This window comes from Pseudonocardia sp. Ae331_Ps2 (genome assembly GCF_001932405.1).
GTDB lineage: Bacteria > Actinomycetota > Actinomycetes > Mycobacteriales > Pseudonocardiaceae > Pseudonocardia.
In genome coordinates this window covers 5,818,169-5,835,040 of record NZ_MCIM01000001.1, presented here as the reverse complement: position 1 = coordinate 5,835,040, position 16,872 = coordinate 5,818,169, and the positions used below count along the sequence as shown (strand labels likewise).

Sequence of the window (16,872 nt, the reverse complement as noted above, 5' to 3'; positions counted from 1 at the left end):
CCGCCCCCGGCCGCGGGCAGACGGTCAACCAGCGCACCGTCAACACCCTGCACTCAGCCCTTCGTGCTCTGGCCGAACGCGGAAACGCCCTGCTCAAGACCACCTTCGCCGCGTTGCGGCGAGTCACGCTATGTCCCTGGCGCACCGGCGCGATCACCGCAGCTGCGCTCGTACTACTCCACACCGAGTACGACCGCACGACATGATCAACCCGCTACTGAGAACACCTCAGTGCCAGGGACGGGATCGTCAGCGCGGCGGAGAACACGATCAGCAGCGCCTCGCGGGAGCCCGCGCGGATCGGGCGGCTCCACGACTCGGGCGTCAGACGATTGGTGTGCAGCAGGGTGCCCGCCACCAACGAGATCACGACCGCGATTCCGACCGAGATCGCGACCAGCAGGAAATGCTGCTGGCCGTAGAACACCAACTGGTTCAGCTGGGTGCCGACATAGGTGAAGAAATCCACCGTGCTCCTTCCGCCCGGGGGCCGTGTCCGCCGCTCGGGGCAGGGACACGGTCCTTCCGCACCACTCGTCGTCGGGTCCGTTCGGCGTTACACCCACCCGAACGACGTGACCGGGAGTTCGCGTGCGCCCACCGGTGCGGTGGGCATGACCTGCGGCCTCCCGCTCGCCCGACGGAGCCTAGCCGCAGAACGGTGGGGGCGGTAAGTCGAGCGGACCGTTCCGGGACGATGGCGTCGGCATTCCGGAAACGTTTCGTGCCACCGTCGTCGCAGGTGGGGATGGGCGACAACGCTGTTCCCGCAACCGCACCGGAAAGCGGCGGATACGCAATCGTGACCTTCTGCGCCGGTTTCGTCGCGGTCCGGCTCCACCCAGCGTGAGCCGCCCGGAGCACGCGGTTACGGCGGGCAGACCACGGGCTGGGAGGGCGCCCGGCCGGTCAGCAGCGCCCGGTCCACGAGGCCGGTGACACACGGGGTGCGCGGATACGCCCCGGTCCCGCTGCCCTGCCAGCGCACCAGCCGCCCCGTCGCGAGCTGTTGGGCGGTCCGCTCGGCGCCGCTCTGCGGCGAACGCGGGTCCTGCGCGGTCCCGATCACGAGGACCGGGGGCGGGGGAGCGCCCTGCGGCGCCGCCGGGGTGACCGGCCCGCCCGAGGGCCACGGCCCGCACGCCACCAGGTCCTGCGCCGCCGCGACGCCGAACAGCGGGAAGCGCTGCGCCCACTGCCCGGCCAGGTCGGCGGCCTCACCGGGGGTGACCCGCACCCGGCTGTCGTTGCAGCGGGTGGCCAGGGCGGCGTCGTAGCGGCCCTGCGGGCCTCCCAGCGGGGCCAGGATGCGGACCAGACCCGCCGGGTCGCCGTCCCCGGCCGCGACCAGCGCGGACTGCAGCTCCGGCCAGCGGGCGGGCTGGGACAGGACCGAGCGGACCGCGCGCAGCGTCGCGCCCGCGGTGACGGCGTCGCCGTCGCCGGCCGGCAGGGCGGTGCGGGACAGGCGGAACACCAGCTCGTCGACGTAGCCGCGCGGGTCGGGGCCCAGCGGGCAGGCCGGCGAGGCGGTGCAGGCCACGGCGAAGGCGTCGAAGGCCTTCTCCGCGGCCGCGGTCGTGCTCTCGGTCCGGGCGGGCTCGTCGAGGGTGGGGTCACCGGGGCCGTCGAGCACGACCCGCCCGACGGAGCCCGGGTGCGCGCCGATCCAGGCGGCCGCGGCGTCGGCGCCGTCGCCGACGGCGAGCAGGTCCAGCCGGGCCGCGCCCAGCACGGACCGCAGCGACTCCAGGTCGTCGGCGCCGCTCGCGGCGCGGTAGCTGGTCAGCGTCCCCGACAGCAGCAGGTTGCAGTCCTGCACCACCTCGCGGGCGCGTTCCAGCAGTGCCGTCATGGCGGCCTCGTCGCGGCGGTCCGGTCCGGCGTCGAGCAGGGTGGCGCGCGCGTCGACCGGGGCGCAGTCGAGCAGGTCCTCCCCGGTGCCGCGGCGGTCCATGCCGATCACCTGGTAGCGGTCGAGCACCGTGGCGGGCAGCCGGGCGGCGAGGCTCACCGCGGCCCGGGCGGACCCGTCGGTGCCGGTGTCGCCGAGCACGACCAGCGCCGGCCGCCCGTCCGGTGCGCCGGGCGTGGTGACCCGGGTCAGACCGAGCCGGGCCGGGCCCAGCTCGGGCCGGTCCCGGTCGGCGGGCACGGTGAGCCGGGCGCAGCCGACCGTCAGGGGGCGCCCGGCGGGCAGCGGGGTGCCGGCCGTGGTCAGTTCCGCGGCCGTGTCGGCGGTGCAGTCGGTGAACCCGGTGGTGCGGACCGGGTCGGAGTCCGGCAGCAGGTCGGGGTCGGCGGGCGGGCCCGCGGCCGACGTCGGAGGAGCGGCGGGCAGTTGTTCGCCGCGTACCGCCACCGGTGGCCGCTGCGACGGCCCGACCGCACACCCGGCGAGCAGCACCGCGGCGAGCAGGACCCCGAGCACACTCCACCGCCGCACGAGCACCGATCATGCCCGCACCGGGGTGTGGCCGCGGTGAGCGGTCTCCTACCGCGCCGTCCAGCCGCCGTCCTGGGACAGCGAGGTCCCGGTGATCGACGCCGACGCCGGTCCCCACAGCAGCGCGGCCAGCTCCGCGGTCTCGGCGGGCTCGATCAGCCGCTTCACCGCCACCGGGGTGAGCATGATCTTCGTGACGACCTCGTCCTCGGAGATCCCGTGTGTGCGGGCCTGGTCGGCGATCTGGGCCTCGACCAGCGGGGTGCGCACGTAGGCGGGGTTGATGCAGTTGCTGGTCACGCCGTGCTCGGCGCCCTCCAGCGCGGTGACCTTCGACAGGCCCTCGAGGCCGTGCTTGGCCGAGACGTAGGCGGACTTGTACGGCGAGGCCCGCAGGCCGTGCGCGGAGGAGATGTTCACGACCCGGCCCCAGCCACGGGCGTACATGTGCGGCAGCGACCGGCGGATCAGCCGGAACGGCGACTCCAGCATCAGGCGCAGGATGTTCGAGAACATCTCCCGGTCGAACTCCTCCAGCCGCGAGACGTGCTGGCGGCCGGCGTTGTTGACCAGGATGTCGACGTCGGTGGGCAGCTGCTCCACGGCGTCGAGGTCGGACAGGTCGCACCCCAGCGGCGTGACCAGGTCGCTCTCGGCGGCCAGCGGGGCCACCCGGTCCTCGGCGAGGTCCACCGCGTACACCCGCGCCCCGTCGGCGACGAGCCGGCGCGCCACCGCGGCCCCGATCCCGCTGCCCGCCCCGGTGACGAGGGCCGTCCTGCCGTCCAGCACTGCACTCATGCCGACGACCGTACGGACGCCGGCCGGCCCGGCTCCTGTGAGCCGGGTCACGCACCCGGCCGGTGGGTCAGGAGACCCGTGGGCGGTCGTCGCGACGGGCCGCGTCCAGCTCCAGCCGCACCGCGACGGGCAGGTCCGCCATCCCCAGCGCGTCGCGGATCGCGGGCAGGATCTCGGCGTCGAGGCGGCGGCAGATCTCGGCGACCTCCCCGTCGGCGACGTCCTCGTCGACCCACACGGTGGCGCGCACCGCGGGCGCGGCGGCACTGCCGACCATCCGGGCGCGGGCCCGGGTCACCCCGGGCAGTGTGGCAGCGCCGTCGGCGACGGCGTCGGCCGCGGCGGAGGCGCCGATCCGGATCTCGGTGTCCGGTCCGCCGTCCAGGACCAGCTCCGGGCGGGGTTCCGGACGCAGCGACCGGGCGGTCCACCAGAGCCCGAGCAGCACCAGCACGAGCCCGGCCAGCACCGCGACCACCCGGGCGGCGGTGCCGTTGGCCAGCAGGAACTGCTCGACCACCGGGTCCAGCAGCGGGCGCTGCGGGCGGCCCCGCCCGAAGACCCCGGTCACCAGGAGCACGGTGAGCACGCCGACGGCGAGCAGCAGCCCGCCGAGGAGGACGAGGCCGGTGCGGGCACCGCCCGCGGAGCGGTACTGGGCGCGCCGCGCGGTCCGCGCCGCGCGGCGCGGGTTCGCGAGGGCGGGTGCCGGCGCCCCTCCTGCCGGGATCCCGGTCGAGCTCGCGTCGTCGGTCATCACTGCACTCCCTTCGAGCCCGGCTGGTCCGGGGTCGCGCGCACGGTCAGGCGCGGCCGCCGGGCCAGGGGAAGCGCGTCGAGGACGCCGGAGGCGGCGTCGCGGGCCGCCTCGCGCAGCACGTCGAGGTCCCCGCGGCCGCGGGCGTTCACCACGACCGAGCGGGCCGACGCGGTCACCGAGGCCGCGGTCACCGGGTCCGCGGCCCGGACCCGGGTGCCGACCAGGCGGGCCAGCACCCGCGGCGCGGTGGCGACGGTGAGCCCGGGCGACGGCGCGTCGAGTGCGACGTCGTGGCGCCGGGCGAGCAACCCGACGAGCAGCAGCACGGCCCCGACGACGATCACCCCCACCGCGACCCAGAGCACCGGCTGCGCGGTCCACAGGGTGTTCTGGACGGTGGTGCGCCAGTCCCGCCAGGGCACGAGCAGCCCGGGGCCGGAGACCCGGCCGACCCAGGCCGCCACCACCTCGACGACGACGAGCGCGCCGATCGCGGCCACCACCAGGCTCAGCAGCGGCGCGAGAACGCGGAGCAGGACACGCACAGGGTCCGGCCTCCCTCTTCCGACTCGGTCACGGGTCCGACGGTTCTACTGCACGTCTACTGCACGCGGGGGGAGGCCGGGCGTGGCCCGGCGTCCCCCGATCGGAGGGCCTCGACCTCGACGGTCAGGCCGCGCAGCCGGTGCCCTGTGGTGCGACGCAGGTCGGCGTCGATCCGCTCCCGGACCTCGGCGACGGCGGCCCGCACCGACCCGGGGTGGGCCAGGGTGAGCCGCAGCCGGACGTCGACCTCCCCGGCGTCGCCGGTCGTGTCGCCGCTGGCGCCCCCGACCGTGCCCCGCGCCGGACCGGGCCGCCGGGTCACCCGGGCGGTCGGTCCGGACTCGCCGACGTCGAGCCCGGCGACCCGCCGGGCGCGGTGCCGGGTGGCCGGTGCGGTGTCCGCGGCGTACTCGACGATCTTGCGCAGCACCGCCGGATCGATCTCCAGGACGCCGCGCTCGGCGGGGTCGGGGAGGGTGCTCACCGGTCGCGGCCCCGGCCGAGGCCGGACAGGTCCAGCTCGCCGTCGAGGACCCGGCCGACCACCAGGCCGATGATGCCGAGCACCAGGGTGATGACGAAGGCCAGGAAGCCGCCGGTGGCACCGGCGACGCCCAGCAGGAGGCCCGCGAGCAGGCCGGTCTGGGTGGCGTTCATGAGATGTCCTCTCCGGGACGGGTGGGTCGGGGTGAGTGCCGGCCGGGCCGGTCGACCCGGGGGTGCGTGCGACGTCGGACGGTGCGGATCAGGGCCACCAGGACCCGGGTCGGCAGCGGCAGGTCGCGCACGATCTCGATCGGTGCGTCGTAGCGGGGGTCGTCGTAGTCGGGGTCGCCGAGGCCGGGGGTCGGGCCGCCGCGCGGGTCGGCCGCCAGGGCGCGGAAGCGGGCCAGCCCGGCGCGGAAGACCTCCGGGTCACCCCCGCGGTCGGGGTGGTGGGTACGGACGAACGAGCGGTAGGCCGACCGCTGCTCGGGGGTCAGGCCCCCGTGCGCGCCGGGGTCCGGCTCGACCATCCCGTTTCCACCTCCACCTCAGGTGACCTCCACGTCGGTCACCGTCACGTCGACCGGGACCCCGTCGACCAAGGGAGCGACCGATGCCCGCAGCGCCGCGACGGTAGCCGGGATCGGCCGGTCCAGGCGCAGCACCACCCCGATCTCGACCGGATCGTCGGCACGGTCGATCCCGACGCCGACCAGCCGTCGTCCGGGCAGCCAGGTCGCGATGGTGCCGAACGCGCCGCCGTCGAGCCGCACCACCGACGGGTGCGCGGCGACCGTCTCGGCGACCAGCTCGGCCAGGACGGCCGGGCTCCGTTCCGGCACCGTCACTCCACGACGCGGCCGGTCGGGGCGGGAGCCGCCGGGGCCTCGTCCCGGCTGTCGTCCTCGCCGGCCAGGTGGATGTCGTTCACCGAGATGGTGACCTCGATGACCTCCAGCCCGGTCATCCGCTCGACGGCGCCGATGACGTTGCGGCGCACCGCCGAGGCCAGGTCGGCGATGGCGACGCCGTACTCGACGACGACGTCCAGGTCGATCGCGGCCTGCTTCTCGCCGACCTCGACCGCCACGCCCGCGACGGTCGAGGCGCCGCTGGTGCCGCCGCCGGGGATGCGCTCGCGCAGCGCACCGAAGGCACGCGACGCGCCCGACCCCATCGCGTACACCCCGGAGACCTCGCGGGCGGCGATGCCGGCGATCTTCTGCACGACGGACGGGGCGATGGTGGTGCGGCCCTGACCGGTGCCCTCGGCGAGGCGTCCCGTGGGTGTCGCGGCCGGTGTCGAGGTGGAGGTGGTGGTCGGGGTGCCGGAGGTCATCGGTGCTCCTCTCACGGGCCGGACCCGGGTTGGGGGCCCGCCGCGGTGCGTGTGATGTCCCCCGTGGGATGCCCGTCCCCGGACCTTCCTCACGGTGGTTCACCCGTTCGGCGCAGCCGGGACGGCGGCGGTGGCGCGGACGTAGTGCAGGAGCAGGGTCCCGTCGGCCGCCGCCTCGTGGCCGGCCAGGCGCAGCGCACGCGGTGCGGGGAGGGGGTCCGGCCCGGTCGCGATCCGCCTCTCGGGGCCCCCGACCAGCACCGGGACCAGGGTGAGGCGCAGCTCGTCGACGACGTCGGCCCCGACCAGCGCGCCGAGCAGGGTCGGCCCGCCCTCGCACAGCACGGAGGTGTGGCCGCGGCGGGCGAGGGCGGTGAGCAGCGTGGTGGGGGAGAGGTCGTCGAGCAGGACGACGTCGGCGCCCGCGGCGGCGAGCGCGGCCCGCCGGTCGGCAGGGGCGGCGGCCGTGGTGAGTACGACCGGTGCGGTGACGGTGTCGGTGAACAGCCGTGCGCCGGGGTCCAGCCCGGCCGACCCGGTCACGACGACGACCGGCGGTGGCGGCCCTGGCCGGCGCCCGTTCGGCCCGGGACGGCGCGGCCGGACCCCGCGGTAGTCCTCGTCCCGTGCGGTGCCCGCCCCGACGAGCACGCAGTCGGCGGACCGGCGCAGGGCGCGGAACAGGTCCCGGTCGGCGGGGGTGGACAAGCCGCCGGAGCCGGCCCCGCCCGCGCTCACGGCACCGTCGGCGGAGCTGACCATGACCGCGGTGACCCGCGGCCGGACGGGCGGGGGACCGGACGCGGAGGGCTCGGTGGACACCCGCCGAGCATCCCGCCGTGCGGGCGACGTGACGCACGGGGGTGTTCTGTCGTAGGGCAGCCTCACTTATGGTGAGCGGAGCCGCACCGGATGGGTGGGGCATCCGGTCGAGCAGGGGGCCACGAGCAAGGTGAACGCGATCCGGGTCCGACCACCGTCGGTGCAGCAGCCGGCCCCCCCACGGCGGTCGTTGCGCCGCCGGCGGCTGATCGGCCTCGCGGCGCTGGCCGCGGCGCTGCTGCTGGCGGTGCTGGCCAGCATCGCGATCGGGACCAAGGTCATCCCGGTGAACGAGGTGTTCTCCGCGCTGGTCGCCCCGACCGGCAGCGAGAACGACGTGGTCATCCGGTCCCTGCGGATCCCGCGCACCCTGCTCGGGCTGCTGGTCGGGATCGCGCTCGGCCTGGCCGGCGCGCTCGTGCAGGGCTTCACCCGCAACCCGCTCGGCGACCCGGGCCTGCTGGGCGTCAACGCGGGGGCGGCGTTCTTCGTCGTCATCGGCATCTACGTCTTCGGCGTCAGCACGCTGTTCGGCTACGTCTGGTTCGCCTTCGCCGGCGCGCTGGTCGCCAGCGTCGTGGTGTTCGTGATCGGCACCCGGGCACCCGGCGGCGCCACCCCGGTCTCGCTGGCGCTGGCCGGGGCGGCGGTGAGCTTCCTGCTGCAGGCGGGCACGTCCTCGGTGGTGCTGCTCGACGAGACCAGCCTCGACGCCTACCGGTTCTGGGTGGTCGGCTCGCTCGCCGGGCGCGACGCCGCGGTCGGCGGCCAGGTGGTGTGGTTCATCCTCGTGGGCACGGTGCTCGCGCTGGCCAGCGCGCCCGCGCTCAACGCGCTCTCCCTCGGCGACGACGTCGCCACCTCGCTGGGGCACTCGGTCCGCCGGACCCGGGTCGTCGGCGTCGTCGCGATCACGCTGCTCGCCGGTGCGGCCACCGCGGCCTGCGGGCCGATCGCGTTCCTCGGGCTGATCGTGCCGCACGTCGTGCGGGTGTTCACCGGGCCCGACCACCGGTGGCTGCTGCCCGCCGCCGGTCTCGCGGGGGCGGTGGTGCTGCTGCTCGCCGACGTCGTCGGACGGGTGGTGGCCCGCCCCGGCGAGCTGCAGGTCGGCATCGTGATCGCGTTGATCGGCGGGCCGTTCTTCATCGCGCTGGTGCGCCGACGCAAGCTGGGGGCCGTGTGAGCACGCTGACCGACCCGGACACCGGGCCCCGGCCCTCGACGGTGGTCGTCCCCGGCCGCCGCGCCGTCCGCGCGGGCCGCTTCTCCGGCGTGCTGCGCGTGCGCACCGCGGTGGTGCTGCTCGTCTGCGCCGTCGCGCTGGTGCTGGCCGCCGCGGTCAACATGGGCCGCGGCGACTACCCGATCGCGATCACCGACGTGCTGGCGACGCTGTTCGGCGGCGGTGACGCGGGCCAGCAGCTCGTCGTGCTGGAGCTGCGGCTGCCGCGCACCCTGGTCGGCGCCCTGGTCGGCGGCGCGCTCGCCGTGTCCGGGGCCATCCTGCAGGCGGTCGCCCGCAACCCGCTGGCGAGCCCGGACATCATCGGCGTCCAGTGGGGCGCCAGCGCCGCGGCGGTGTTCGTCATCGTGCTCGGCGGTGGCGCGGCCGGGGTCGGCGGCGCGTTCGCCTCGCTCGGCATCCCGCTCGCCGCCCTGAGCGGCGGGCTCGTGGCCTCGGTCGCGGTGTACGTGCTGGCCTGGCGCAAGGGCATCCAGGGCTTCCGGCTGGTGCTGATCGGCATCGGCATCCAGGCCGTGCTCGTCGCGGCGGTGCAGTGGCTGCTGACCGTCGCGCAGATCTACCAGGCCGCGCAGGCCCAGGTCTGGCTGAACGGCAGCCTGAACGCGCGCAGCTGGAACGAGGTCGTCCCGCTGTCGATCGCGATGCTGGTGCTCGTGCCCGCGGCGCTGGTCCTGGTGCACCTGCTGGGCGCGCTGCGCTTCGACGACGACACCGCCCGCGGCCTCGGCGTGCGGGTGAACGGTGCCCGCACCGCGCTGCTGCTCGTCTCCGTCGGCCTCGCCTCGGTCGCGACCGCGGCCGCGGGCCCGATCGCCTTCATCGCACTGGTCACCCCGCAGATCGCGCGCCGGCTCTGCCGGGTCGGGACCCCGCCGATCGGGGTCTCGCTCGTGCTGGGCGCCGCGCTGACCGTGCTGTCCGACCTGATCGCCCGCACCGCACTGGGGTCCGTCGAGCTCCCGGTCGGCATCGTGACCGCGGTGCTCGGCGCCCCGTTCCTGCTGTACCTGCTCGCCCGCACCCGCCAGGAGGCCCGTCGATGAGCACCGTCGAGGACATCAGTGTCGCGGAGGCCACCGCCTCCTCGACGACCACCGCGGGCGAACCCGTCCGCCCCGGCGAGGTCCGGCTGTCGGCCGAGCAGGTCACGCTCGGCTACGGCGACCGCACCATCGTCGACGGGCTGGACCTGGAGGTGCTGCCCGGCGCGGTCACCACCGTGATCGGCCCCAACGGCTGCGGCAAGTCCACCGTGCTGCGCGCGCTGGGCAGGCTGCTGCCCGCCAGGGCCGGCCAGGTGCTGCTCGACGGCAAGCGGATCGACCGCACCCCGACCAAGGAGGTCGCGCGGGTGCTGGGGATCCTGCCGCAGTCGCCGCTGGCGCCCGAGGGGCTCACCGTCGGCGACCTCGTCGCCCGCGGTCGGCACCCGCACCAGGCCTGGTACCGGCAGTGGTCCTCGGACGACGAGCGCGCCGTCGCCGAGGCGCTGACCTGGACGGGCCTGTCCGACCTCGCCGAGCGCCCGGTCGACGAGCTGTCCGGCGGCCAGCGCCAGCGGGCCTGGATCTCGATGGCCCTGGCCCAGGAGACCGACCTGCTGCTGCTCGACGAGCCGACCACCTTCCTCGACCTGGCCCACCAGGTGGACGTGCTGGAGCTGGTGCGGCGGCTGCAGTCCGAGGCCGGTCGCACCGTGGTCATGGTGCTGCACGACCTGAACCTGGCCGCCCGCTACGCCGACCGGCTCGTCGCGATGAAGGACGGCCGGATCGTCGCGGCGGGGCCGCCGGCCGAGGTCGTCACCGAGGAGCTGCTCGCCGACGTGTTCGGGCTGCGGGCCCGGGTGCTGCCCGACCCGGTCACCGGCACCCCGTTGGTCGTGCCGGACGCGGGCCCGTCGCTGCGCGCCCCGGAGCCGATCGCCGAGGCATGATCTCCGGCGTGACCCCCGGCGACGACCGACCACCCTTCCTCGCGACCCGCGCGGTGCACGCGGGCAACGACGTCGACGCCGGGACCGGCGCGATCCGCCGCCCGATCGTCGCGGCCAACTCCTACGCCCTGCCCGAGGACCCCTCGGAGCTGGACTGGTCGGGCACCGCGACCCGGCTCTACACCCGCAACGGCGGGGCGAACCAGGGCTGGCTGGAGGACAAGCTCGTCGCCCTGGAGGACCCGGCCGGGGTGTCGCCGGGCGGGTGCGCCGCGGTCGCACTGGCCTCGGGCGTCGCGGCGCTGCACGCGGTGTTCTTCACGTTCCTGCGGAGCGGCGACCACGTCGTCAGCTCCGACGTGACCTACGTCGCCACCCACCGGCTGCTCACCGAGCTGCTGCCGGACCGGTGGGGGATCACCGCCACCCTGGTCGACTCCTCCGACCCGGAGGCGGTGCGCGCCGCGATCCGCCCGCGGACCCGGCTGGTGCACGTCGAGACCCCGGCCAACCCGACCACCCGGATCACCGACGTCGACGCCGTCGCCGCGATCGCGCACGAGGCGGGCGCCCTGCTCAGCGTCGACGCCACCTTCGCGACGCCGGTGCTGCAACGCCCGCTGGAGCGGGGCGCGGACCTCGTCGTGCACTCGCTGACCAAGTACGTCAACGGCCACGGCGACGCGATGGGCGGTGCCGTGCTCGGTCGCCGTGAGCTCGTCGAGCGGATCCGGGCCGACGCGATGGTCGACGCCGGGGGAGTCATCAGCCCGTTCAACGCCTGGCTGATCGCCCGGGGCGCGGTGACCCTGCCGATGCGGATGCGCGCGCACTGCGCCGGCGCGCAGCAGGTCGCGGAGTACCTGGAGTCCCGCCCGGAGGTCGCCTACGTGGCCTACCCGGGTCTGGCGTCGCACCCGCAGCACGCGCTCGCGACCCGGACCCTCGACGGCGGGTACGGCGGCATGCTGGCCTTCGCCCTGGACGGGCCGCCGGAGCTGCAGAACCGGTTCGTCGCGGGCCTGCGCGTCATCACCTCGGCGGTGTCGCTGGGCCACGACGAGTCGCTGATCGTGCACGTCGGGGCCGGTGGCGACGGCCGGGCGGCGCACTTCCCGCCGGAGTTCCGCCGCCTCGGGCACCTGCGCCTGTCGGTGGGGCTGGAGGACCCGCGCGATCTCGTCGCCGACATCGCGCGGGCCCTGGACGCCGTGGCGGGCGGCCTCAGCCGATGAGCGACCGGCCGACGATCTCCTTCATGATCTCGTTCGTGCCGCCGTAGATCGCCTGCACGCGGGAGTCGACGAACGCGCGGGCGATCGGGTACTCGAGCATGTAGCCGTAGCCGCCGTGCAGCTGCACGCAGCGGTCGACGACCCGGTTCTGCAGGTCCGAGCACCACCACTTGGCCTTGGCCGCGTCGGGTACCGACAGCTCGCCCTCGCCGTTGTGCTCGGTGATGCAGCGGTCCACGAAGACCCGGGCGATGGACACCTCGGTGTCCATCTCGGCGAGCTCGAAGCGGGTGTTCTGGAAGTTCGCCACCGGGCGGCCGAAGGCCTTGCGCTCCTTGGTGTACTCCAGCGTCATCTTCACGGCGGCTTCGGCGCCCGCCACCGAGGCGACGGCGATCGAGAGCCGCTCCTGGGCGAGGTTCTGCATGAGGTAGATGAAGCCCTGCCCGACCTCGCCGAGCCGGTTCGCGTCGGGCACCCGGACGTCGGTGAAGCTCAGCTCCGCGGTGTCCTGGGCCTTCATGCCGACCTTCTTCAGGCGGCGGCCGCGTTCGAAGCCCTCCATCCCGCGCTCCACGACGAACAGGGTGAAGCCGAGGTGCTTGGCGTCGGGGTCGGTCTTGGCGACGACGATCACCAGGTCGGCCAGGATGCCGTTGGTGATGAAGGTCTTGGAGCCGTTGAGGATCCAGTCGTCGCCGTCGCGACGGGCGTTGGTCGCGATGCCCTGGAGGTCCGAGCCGGTCCCGGGCTCGGTCATGGCGATCGCGGTGATCAGCTCGCCGGAGCAGAAGCCGGGCAGCCAGCGCTTCTTCTGCTCGTCGGTGCACAGCCGCAGCAGGTAGGGCTGCACGACGTCGTTGTGCAGCGGGAAGCCGATGCCGCTCGCACCGGCCGCGACGATCTCCTCGGCCAGGATCGCGTTGTAGCGGAAGTCGTCGACCCCGCCCCCGCCGTACTCCTCGGGGACGGCGGTGCCCAGCAGGCCGGCCGCGCCCGCCGCGGTCCATACCGCTCGGTCGACCTGGCCGTCCTCCTCCCACTGCTCGTGGTGAGGGGTGACCTCCTTCGCGATGAAGGTCCGGCACAGGTCACGGAACGCGTGGTGCTCGTCGTCGAAGATCTCGCGCTGCATGGTCGGCAGTCTCACATACCGACGGGTAACTCCGGTCGTCCTCGCGGGCCGTCGATGACCCACGCGTGCCGATAGGGTGCGCCCGTGGATCTCGTGGACGCCGTCGCCAACGTGTGGGACCGGGCCGTGGTCGGCCACCTCGCCGACCTGCGCCGGATGCCGCGGGACGCGGTGGTGGGCTCCCCGCAGGGGATCCTGTTCCGGTACCGCCCGTTGTCCGGCGTGGATCCCTCCGAGGGCGCGCCGGTGCTGCTCGTGCCGCCGCTGGGTGCCCCGGACTTCGCCTACGACCTGCGCCGCGGCTGCTCGCTGGTGGAGCACCTGCTGCAGCAGGGCCGGACCGTCTACCTGATCGACTACGGGCCCAAGTCGTTCTCCGACCGCACCCTGGGCATCGAGAGCTGGGTCGACGAGCTGCTGCCCGACACGGTCCGCCGGGTCGCCGAGGAGACCGGCGACGAGGTGCACCTCGTCGCCTGGTCGCTCGGCGGGATCTTCGCGCTGCTCACCGTCGCCGCCGCGGTGCAGGCACGCGACCCGCTGCCGGTGCGCTCGGTCGCCGCGATCGGCACCCCGGTCGACATCTCCCGGGTGCCGCTGGTGGCGCCGTTCCGGCCGCTCGCGCAGATCAGCGGTGGCCGGCTGGTCTCGTCGATCTACCGGGCCGTCGGCAGCTTCCCGGCGCCGATGGTGAGCTGGGCGTTCCAGCTGACCGCGGTGGACCGGCTCGTCACCAAGCCGCTCGCGATCGCGTCGCGGATCGACGACCGGGACTGCCTGGCCCAGATCGAGGCCGTCGACCACCTGATGAGCAACATGCACGGCTACCCGGGGCGGGTGTTCGGGCAGCTGTTCCACCTGTTGCTCCGCAGCAACGATCTCGCGAGCGGCGGACTGCGCCTGGGCGGGCGCGACGTGGAGCTGGCCGACGTCGGTGTGCCGGTGCTCGTCGTCGCCGGGCGGGACGACGTCATCGCCCCGCTGCGCGCGGTGCGTGCCGGCGTGCCGCTGCTGACCGGCAGCCCCGAGGTCCGGTTCTCGACCTCGCCGGGTGGGCACCTGGGCGTGCTGACCGGGCGCCGGGCCCGGGACACGACTTGGCCGGAGCTCGACCGGGCCCTGACCGACTGGGACGCCGCCGCGGACACTCCCGACGACGAGGCAGGCCCCGCGGTCGGCGCCTGACCGAGCGCGCCGGCCCTGCCGCCTCCCGGCCCGAGCGCTGATCCCCAGTCCGCGCGCTGATCCGTCCGGCGCGCGCGTCCGGACGCGCGCGCCGGACGGATCAGCGCGCGCCGACGAGCAGAGGGATTGACCGGTGAGGCGGCTAAGTGATTTAGTCACTTTATGACCGCAGGGGAGACGTTGTCGGAGCGCCTGGCCGACGACATCATGGACATCATCCGGACCGGGAACCTCGGCCCGGGGGACCAGCTCGCGTCCTCCCGCGACCTGGCGCGACGGTTCGAGGTCACCACCCCGACGGTCCGCGAGGCGCTGCGACGCCTGGAGGCCACCGGTGCGGTGGAGTTCCGGCACGGCTCGGGCACCTACGTCGGCGACGGGGTCGGGCGGCGGCTGCTCGCGAACCCGCACCGCCCGTCGCGGACCTCCGACGGCGTGCACGAGCTGATCCGCGCCCGGCTCGTCCTGGAACCGTCGATCGCGGCCGCCGCGGCCCGGGAGCGTGACACCGCCGGGCTGGCGATGCTCGCCGAGAGCGTCACCAACGCCCTGCACCCGCCGGTCCGCGACCACCGCCCGGCCGTGCACTTCCACGTCGCACTGGCCGCGACCAGCGGCAACGCCCTGCTCCGCGAGACGGTGGAGGCGCTGCTGCACATCCGCGCCCGCGACCAGGTCGAGATCCGGCACCGCTACGACGACCGCGAGCGCGACCACGCCGAGCACGTCGCGCTGCTCGACGCCGTCCGCGGGGGCGACCCGGACCTGGCCGAGCGGCTCTGCCGCGAGCACCTCACCTCGATCGCCGAGGCGGTGGGCGCGTGAGCACGCGACGCCTGGGGGAGATGACGACGGTCGAGGCCGCGGCCGCCGTCGTCGACAGCCCGGTCGTGCTGCTGCCGGCGGGAGCCTTCGAACAGCACGGGCCGGGGCTGCCGCTCGCGACGGACCTGATCCGCGCCGAGGCGGTCTGCGACCGGGTCGCCGCGGCACTGGGCGGCACCGCGGTGGTCGGGCCGTCGTTGCCGGTCGGGGTGTCGCCGCACCACCTGGCCTTCGCCGGGACGGTCAGCCTGACCACCACGACGTTCGCCACGCTCGTGCGCGAGTACGTCGAGGGCCTGTACCGGCACGGCTGGCGCAAGATCTGCGTGGTCACGGGGCACGGCGGGAACGACGCCACTCTCGCGACGGTCGCGCAGGACCTCCTCGCCGCACGCCCGGACCTGCAGTTCGCGTGGAGCCCGCTCACCCCGCTGGCCGCCGACGTCGTCGCCGCGGCCGGGCCGCCCGAGGTCAGCGGGCACAGCGGGCAGGCCGAGACGGCGCAGATGCTCGCCGTGGCACCGCATCTGGTGCACACCGACCGGCTCGCGGCCGGGACCACCCGGCTCACCGAGCTCGATGCCTTCGGCGCACTGGCCCGGCGGCGCGGTGGTCCGACGCTCACCGCGCCCTACGACCGCCTGTCGGAGAACGGGGTCCTCGGCGAACCCCGCCGGGCCGACCCGGAGCACGGCGAGGCGATCGTCGCCGCGATCGTCGACCGGATCACCGACTTCGTCACGGCGTGGCTCAGGGCCTGACGTCCTCCGACCCGTACGGATCCACAGCACTCCCGCGGTGGCGCCACCGGTGCCCCCGTCGCACGACCTGCCCCGTGACCGGGCGGGACCAGCACCGGCCGTCGACGACGCCGTCCGAAGGGAACCCCATGTCCGCACCGAGATCGTCAGCACCGAGGCCGACGGCAGCGCCACGACCCGCGACGACGCCGTCCGTCCCGGAACGCCCGTCGGACGTGACCCGACGTCCCGGCAGAGCCCGCCTGCGTGCCGTGGCGACGGCCTGCCTCGTCGCGGCCGCCCTCACCACCGGCGCCGCCGTCGCCCCGACCGCCTCCGGCGCGCCCGCCTCGGGCGGGACGCCCGGCCCCGAGGCGACGGCCGGACCCGCCGGCACCGGCACGGCCCCCGGGCTGCCCGGCCCCGAGGCAACGGGACCCGCCGGCGCGACGCCCGGGCGGCCCGGCCCCGGCGCGGCCCCAGGACCGGTCGGAGCTCCGACCCCCGGCTGCGGCACCACACCGCCGCAGGCAGCGGGCACGACCGCGGTCCGCACCATCGACAGCGGCGGCCGGGAACGCAGCGTGCGGGTCCACCTGCCCGACGGCTACCGCCCCGACCGGCCCACCCCGGTGGTCCTGGTCTTCCACGGCCGCGGCAACGACGGCGCCACCACCGAGAACTTCTCCGGCCTGTCCGGGCTGCCGGCCGTCGTCGCCTATCCCGACGGGGTCCCCGGGGGAGAGGGCAAGCGCTCCTGGCAGGGCGCGCCGTACTCGGCGCCGGGCGTCGACGACGTCGCCTTCACCGGGGACCTCCTCGACGACCTGGAGTCCACCCTCTGCGTCGACCCCGGCCGGGTCTTCGCCACCGGCAAGTCCAACGGCGGCGGTTTCACCGAGATCCTGGCCTGCCGGATGTCCGACCGGATCGCCGCGATCGCCCCGGTCGCGGGCGCCTACTACCGCGACGGCGAGCCGCCGTGCCGGCCCGGCCGCCCGGTCCCCGCGCTGTTCGTGCACGGCACCGGGGACGCCACGATCCCCTACACCGGCGACGCCGACCGCGGCCTGCCCGCGATCCCGGCGAAGGTCGCCGAGTGGGTCGCCCGCGACGGCTGCCGGGCCCGCCCGCAGATCCGCCGGATCGAGCCCGACGTCACCATCTCGACCTGGCGGGGCTGCCGCGACGGAGCCCGGGTGGCGCACGTCGCCGTCGACGGCGGCGGGCACACCTGGCCCGGCGCGACCGCCTACTCCGGCGGCGGCGTCACGACACAGACCGTGCGCGCCACCGCGCTGATCGGGGACTTCTTCGGGCTCGGGGGTCCGCGGTGAGCGCGCCCGCCGGCACGTCGGACCGGGAGC

Annotated in this window: 20 protein-coding genes and 1 pseudogene; 9 read left to right on the top strand and 12 right to left on the bottom strand. The window is 75.3% G+C overall.

The genetic code is table 11. From position 1 onward, the window contains the following. Positions 1–206, top strand: a pseudogene (locus Ae331Ps2_RS33655) (IS5/IS1182 family transposase); the annotation flags it as partial. A gap of 8 nt (positions 207–214) precedes the next feature. On the opposite strand, the gene Ae331Ps2_RS27275 reads toward Ae331Ps2_RS33655, so the two are convergent. The 11 genes from Ae331Ps2_RS27275 to Ae331Ps2_RS27230 form a co-directional block, all read right to left on the bottom strand. Further along, entirely contained in the window at positions 215–469 is a 255-nt protein-coding gene (locus Ae331Ps2_RS27275; protein ID WP_175581798.1) for a hypothetical protein, read from the bottom strand. Positions 470–868: 399 nt separating this feature from the next. Continuing rightward, entirely contained in the window at positions 869–2,446 is a 1,578-nt protein-coding gene (locus tag Ae331Ps2_RS27270; RefSeq protein WP_075311605.1) for an alpha/beta hydrolase, read from the bottom strand. 48 nt (positions 2,447–2,494) lie between these two features. Next, positions 2,495–3,247: a 3-hydroxybutyrate dehydrogenase gene (locus tag Ae331Ps2_RS27265; protein ID WP_043278159.1), complete on the bottom strand. Its 753-nt coding sequence runs from the start codon at positions 3,245–3,247 to the stop codon at positions 2,495–2,497. Positions 3,248–3,314: 67 nt separating this feature from the next. Continuing rightward, complete coding sequence (locus Ae331Ps2_RS27260) at positions 3,315–4,004, bottom strand: hypothetical protein (protein ID WP_083696069.1); 690 nt, start codon at positions 4,002–4,004, stop codon at positions 3,315–3,317. After that, positions 4,004–4,552, bottom strand: coding sequence for a DUF6286 domain-containing protein (locus tag Ae331Ps2_RS27255; RefSeq protein ID WP_075305690.1), 549 nt, complete (start codon positions 4,550–4,552; stop codon positions 4,004–4,006). Before Ae331Ps2_RS27255 ends, Ae331Ps2_RS27260 begins: the two co-directional genes overlap by 1 nt. A 56-nt stretch (positions 4,553–4,608) precedes the next feature. Then, complete coding sequence (locus Ae331Ps2_RS27250) at positions 4,609–5,037, bottom strand: hypothetical protein (RefSeq protein ID WP_075305691.1); 429 nt, start codon at positions 5,035–5,037, stop codon at positions 4,609–4,611. Then, positions 5,034–5,210: a hypothetical protein gene (locus Ae331Ps2_RS31505; RefSeq protein ID WP_020622970.1), complete on the bottom strand. Its 177-nt coding sequence runs from the start codon at positions 5,208–5,210 to the stop codon at positions 5,034–5,036. The genes Ae331Ps2_RS27250 and Ae331Ps2_RS31505 overlap by 4 nt, the downstream gene beginning before the upstream one ends. Further along, complete coding sequence (locus Ae331Ps2_RS27245) at positions 5,207–5,569, bottom strand: hypothetical protein (protein ID WP_075305692.1); 363 nt, start codon at positions 5,567–5,569, stop codon at positions 5,207–5,209. Before Ae331Ps2_RS27245 ends, Ae331Ps2_RS31505 begins: the two co-directional genes overlap by 4 nt. Before the next feature lie 18 nt (positions 5,570–5,587). Beyond that, positions 5,588–5,881 carry a hypothetical protein gene (locus tag Ae331Ps2_RS27240; RefSeq protein ID WP_233147500.1) on the bottom strand — a complete coding sequence of 98 codons (294 nt, stop codon included), beginning with the start codon at positions 5,879–5,881 and terminating at the stop codon, positions 5,588–5,590. A 2-nt stretch (positions 5,882–5,883) separates the two neighbouring features. Then, positions 5,884–6,378, bottom strand: a complete 495-nt coding sequence (locus tag Ae331Ps2_RS27235; RefSeq protein ID WP_075305694.1) for an Asp23/Gls24 family envelope stress response protein — start codon at positions 6,376–6,378, stop codon at positions 5,884–5,886. A gap of 99 nt (positions 6,379–6,477) precedes the next feature. Further along, positions 6,478–7,200: a dihydrofolate reductase family protein gene (locus tag Ae331Ps2_RS27230; RefSeq protein WP_233147501.1), complete on the bottom strand. Its 723-nt coding sequence runs from the start codon at positions 7,198–7,200 to the stop codon at positions 6,478–6,480. 130 nt (positions 7,201–7,330) lie between these two features. Between Ae331Ps2_RS27230 and Ae331Ps2_RS27225 the strand changes: the two genes are divergently transcribed. Genes Ae331Ps2_RS27225 through Ae331Ps2_RS27210 form a run of 4 tightly spaced genes read left to right on the top strand, consistent with a single transcriptional unit; the run spans position 7,331 to position 11,620 of the window. After that, the gene (locus Ae331Ps2_RS27225) at positions 7,331–8,386 is read left to right on the top strand and encodes an iron chelate uptake ABC transporter family permease subunit (RefSeq protein WP_075311613.1); all 1,056 of its coding nucleotides are present in this window, start codon (positions 7,331–7,333) and stop codon (positions 8,384–8,386) included. Continuing rightward, positions 8,383–9,492, top strand: coding sequence for an iron chelate uptake ABC transporter family permease subunit (locus tag Ae331Ps2_RS27220; protein WP_233147502.1), 1,110 nt, complete (start codon positions 8,383–8,385; stop codon positions 9,490–9,492). The genes Ae331Ps2_RS27225 and Ae331Ps2_RS27220 overlap by 4 nt, the downstream gene beginning before the upstream one ends. Then, positions 9,489–10,385: an ABC transporter ATP-binding protein gene (locus Ae331Ps2_RS27215; protein WP_020622977.1), complete on the top strand. Its 897-nt coding sequence runs from the start codon at positions 9,489–9,491 to the stop codon at positions 10,383–10,385. Before Ae331Ps2_RS27220 ends, Ae331Ps2_RS27215 begins: the two co-directional genes overlap by 4 nt. 8 nt (positions 10,386–10,393) lie before the next feature. Next, positions 10,394–11,620 carry a PLP-dependent aspartate aminotransferase family protein gene (locus tag Ae331Ps2_RS27210; RefSeq protein ID WP_233147503.1) on the top strand — a complete coding sequence of 409 codons (1,227 nt, stop codon included), beginning with the start codon at positions 10,394–10,396 and terminating at the stop codon, positions 11,618–11,620. Here Ae331Ps2_RS27210 and Ae331Ps2_RS27205 read toward each other — a convergent pair. Continuing rightward, the gene (locus Ae331Ps2_RS27205; protein ID WP_075305696.1) at positions 11,610–12,755 is read right to left on the bottom strand and encodes an acyl-CoA dehydrogenase family protein; all 1,146 of its coding nucleotides are present in this window, start codon (positions 12,753–12,755) and stop codon (positions 11,610–11,612) included. The genes Ae331Ps2_RS27210 and Ae331Ps2_RS27205 overlap by 11 nt on opposite strands. 84 nt (positions 12,756–12,839) lie before the next feature. On the opposite strand from Ae331Ps2_RS27205, the gene Ae331Ps2_RS27200 reads away from it, so the two are divergent. The 4 genes from Ae331Ps2_RS27200 to Ae331Ps2_RS27185 all read left to right on the top strand — a co-directional run bounded on the left by Ae331Ps2_RS27200 (position 12,840) and on the right by Ae331Ps2_RS27185 (position 16,842). Then, a complete protein-coding gene (locus Ae331Ps2_RS27200; RefSeq protein ID WP_075305697.1) occupies positions 12,840–13,940 on the top strand; it encodes an alpha/beta fold hydrolase in 1,101 nt (366 codons plus the stop codon). A 162-nt stretch (positions 13,941–14,102) separates the two neighbouring features. Further along, positions 14,103–14,765, top strand: coding sequence for a FadR/GntR family transcriptional regulator (locus Ae331Ps2_RS27195; protein ID WP_075305698.1), 663 nt, complete (start codon positions 14,103–14,105; stop codon positions 14,763–14,765). After that, positions 14,762–15,526 (top strand): creatininase family protein, encoded by a 765-nt coding sequence (locus Ae331Ps2_RS27190; protein WP_043277253.1) that lies wholly within the window; start codon positions 14,762–14,764, stop codon positions 15,524–15,526. Before Ae331Ps2_RS27195 ends, Ae331Ps2_RS27190 begins: the two co-directional genes overlap by 4 nt. Positions 15,527–15,777: 251 nt before the next feature. Continuing rightward, positions 15,778–16,842, top strand: a complete 1,065-nt coding sequence (locus Ae331Ps2_RS27185) for a PHB depolymerase family esterase (RefSeq protein ID WP_075305699.1) — start codon at positions 15,778–15,780, stop codon at positions 16,840–16,842. Positions 16,843–16,872: the final 30 nt, after the last annotated feature.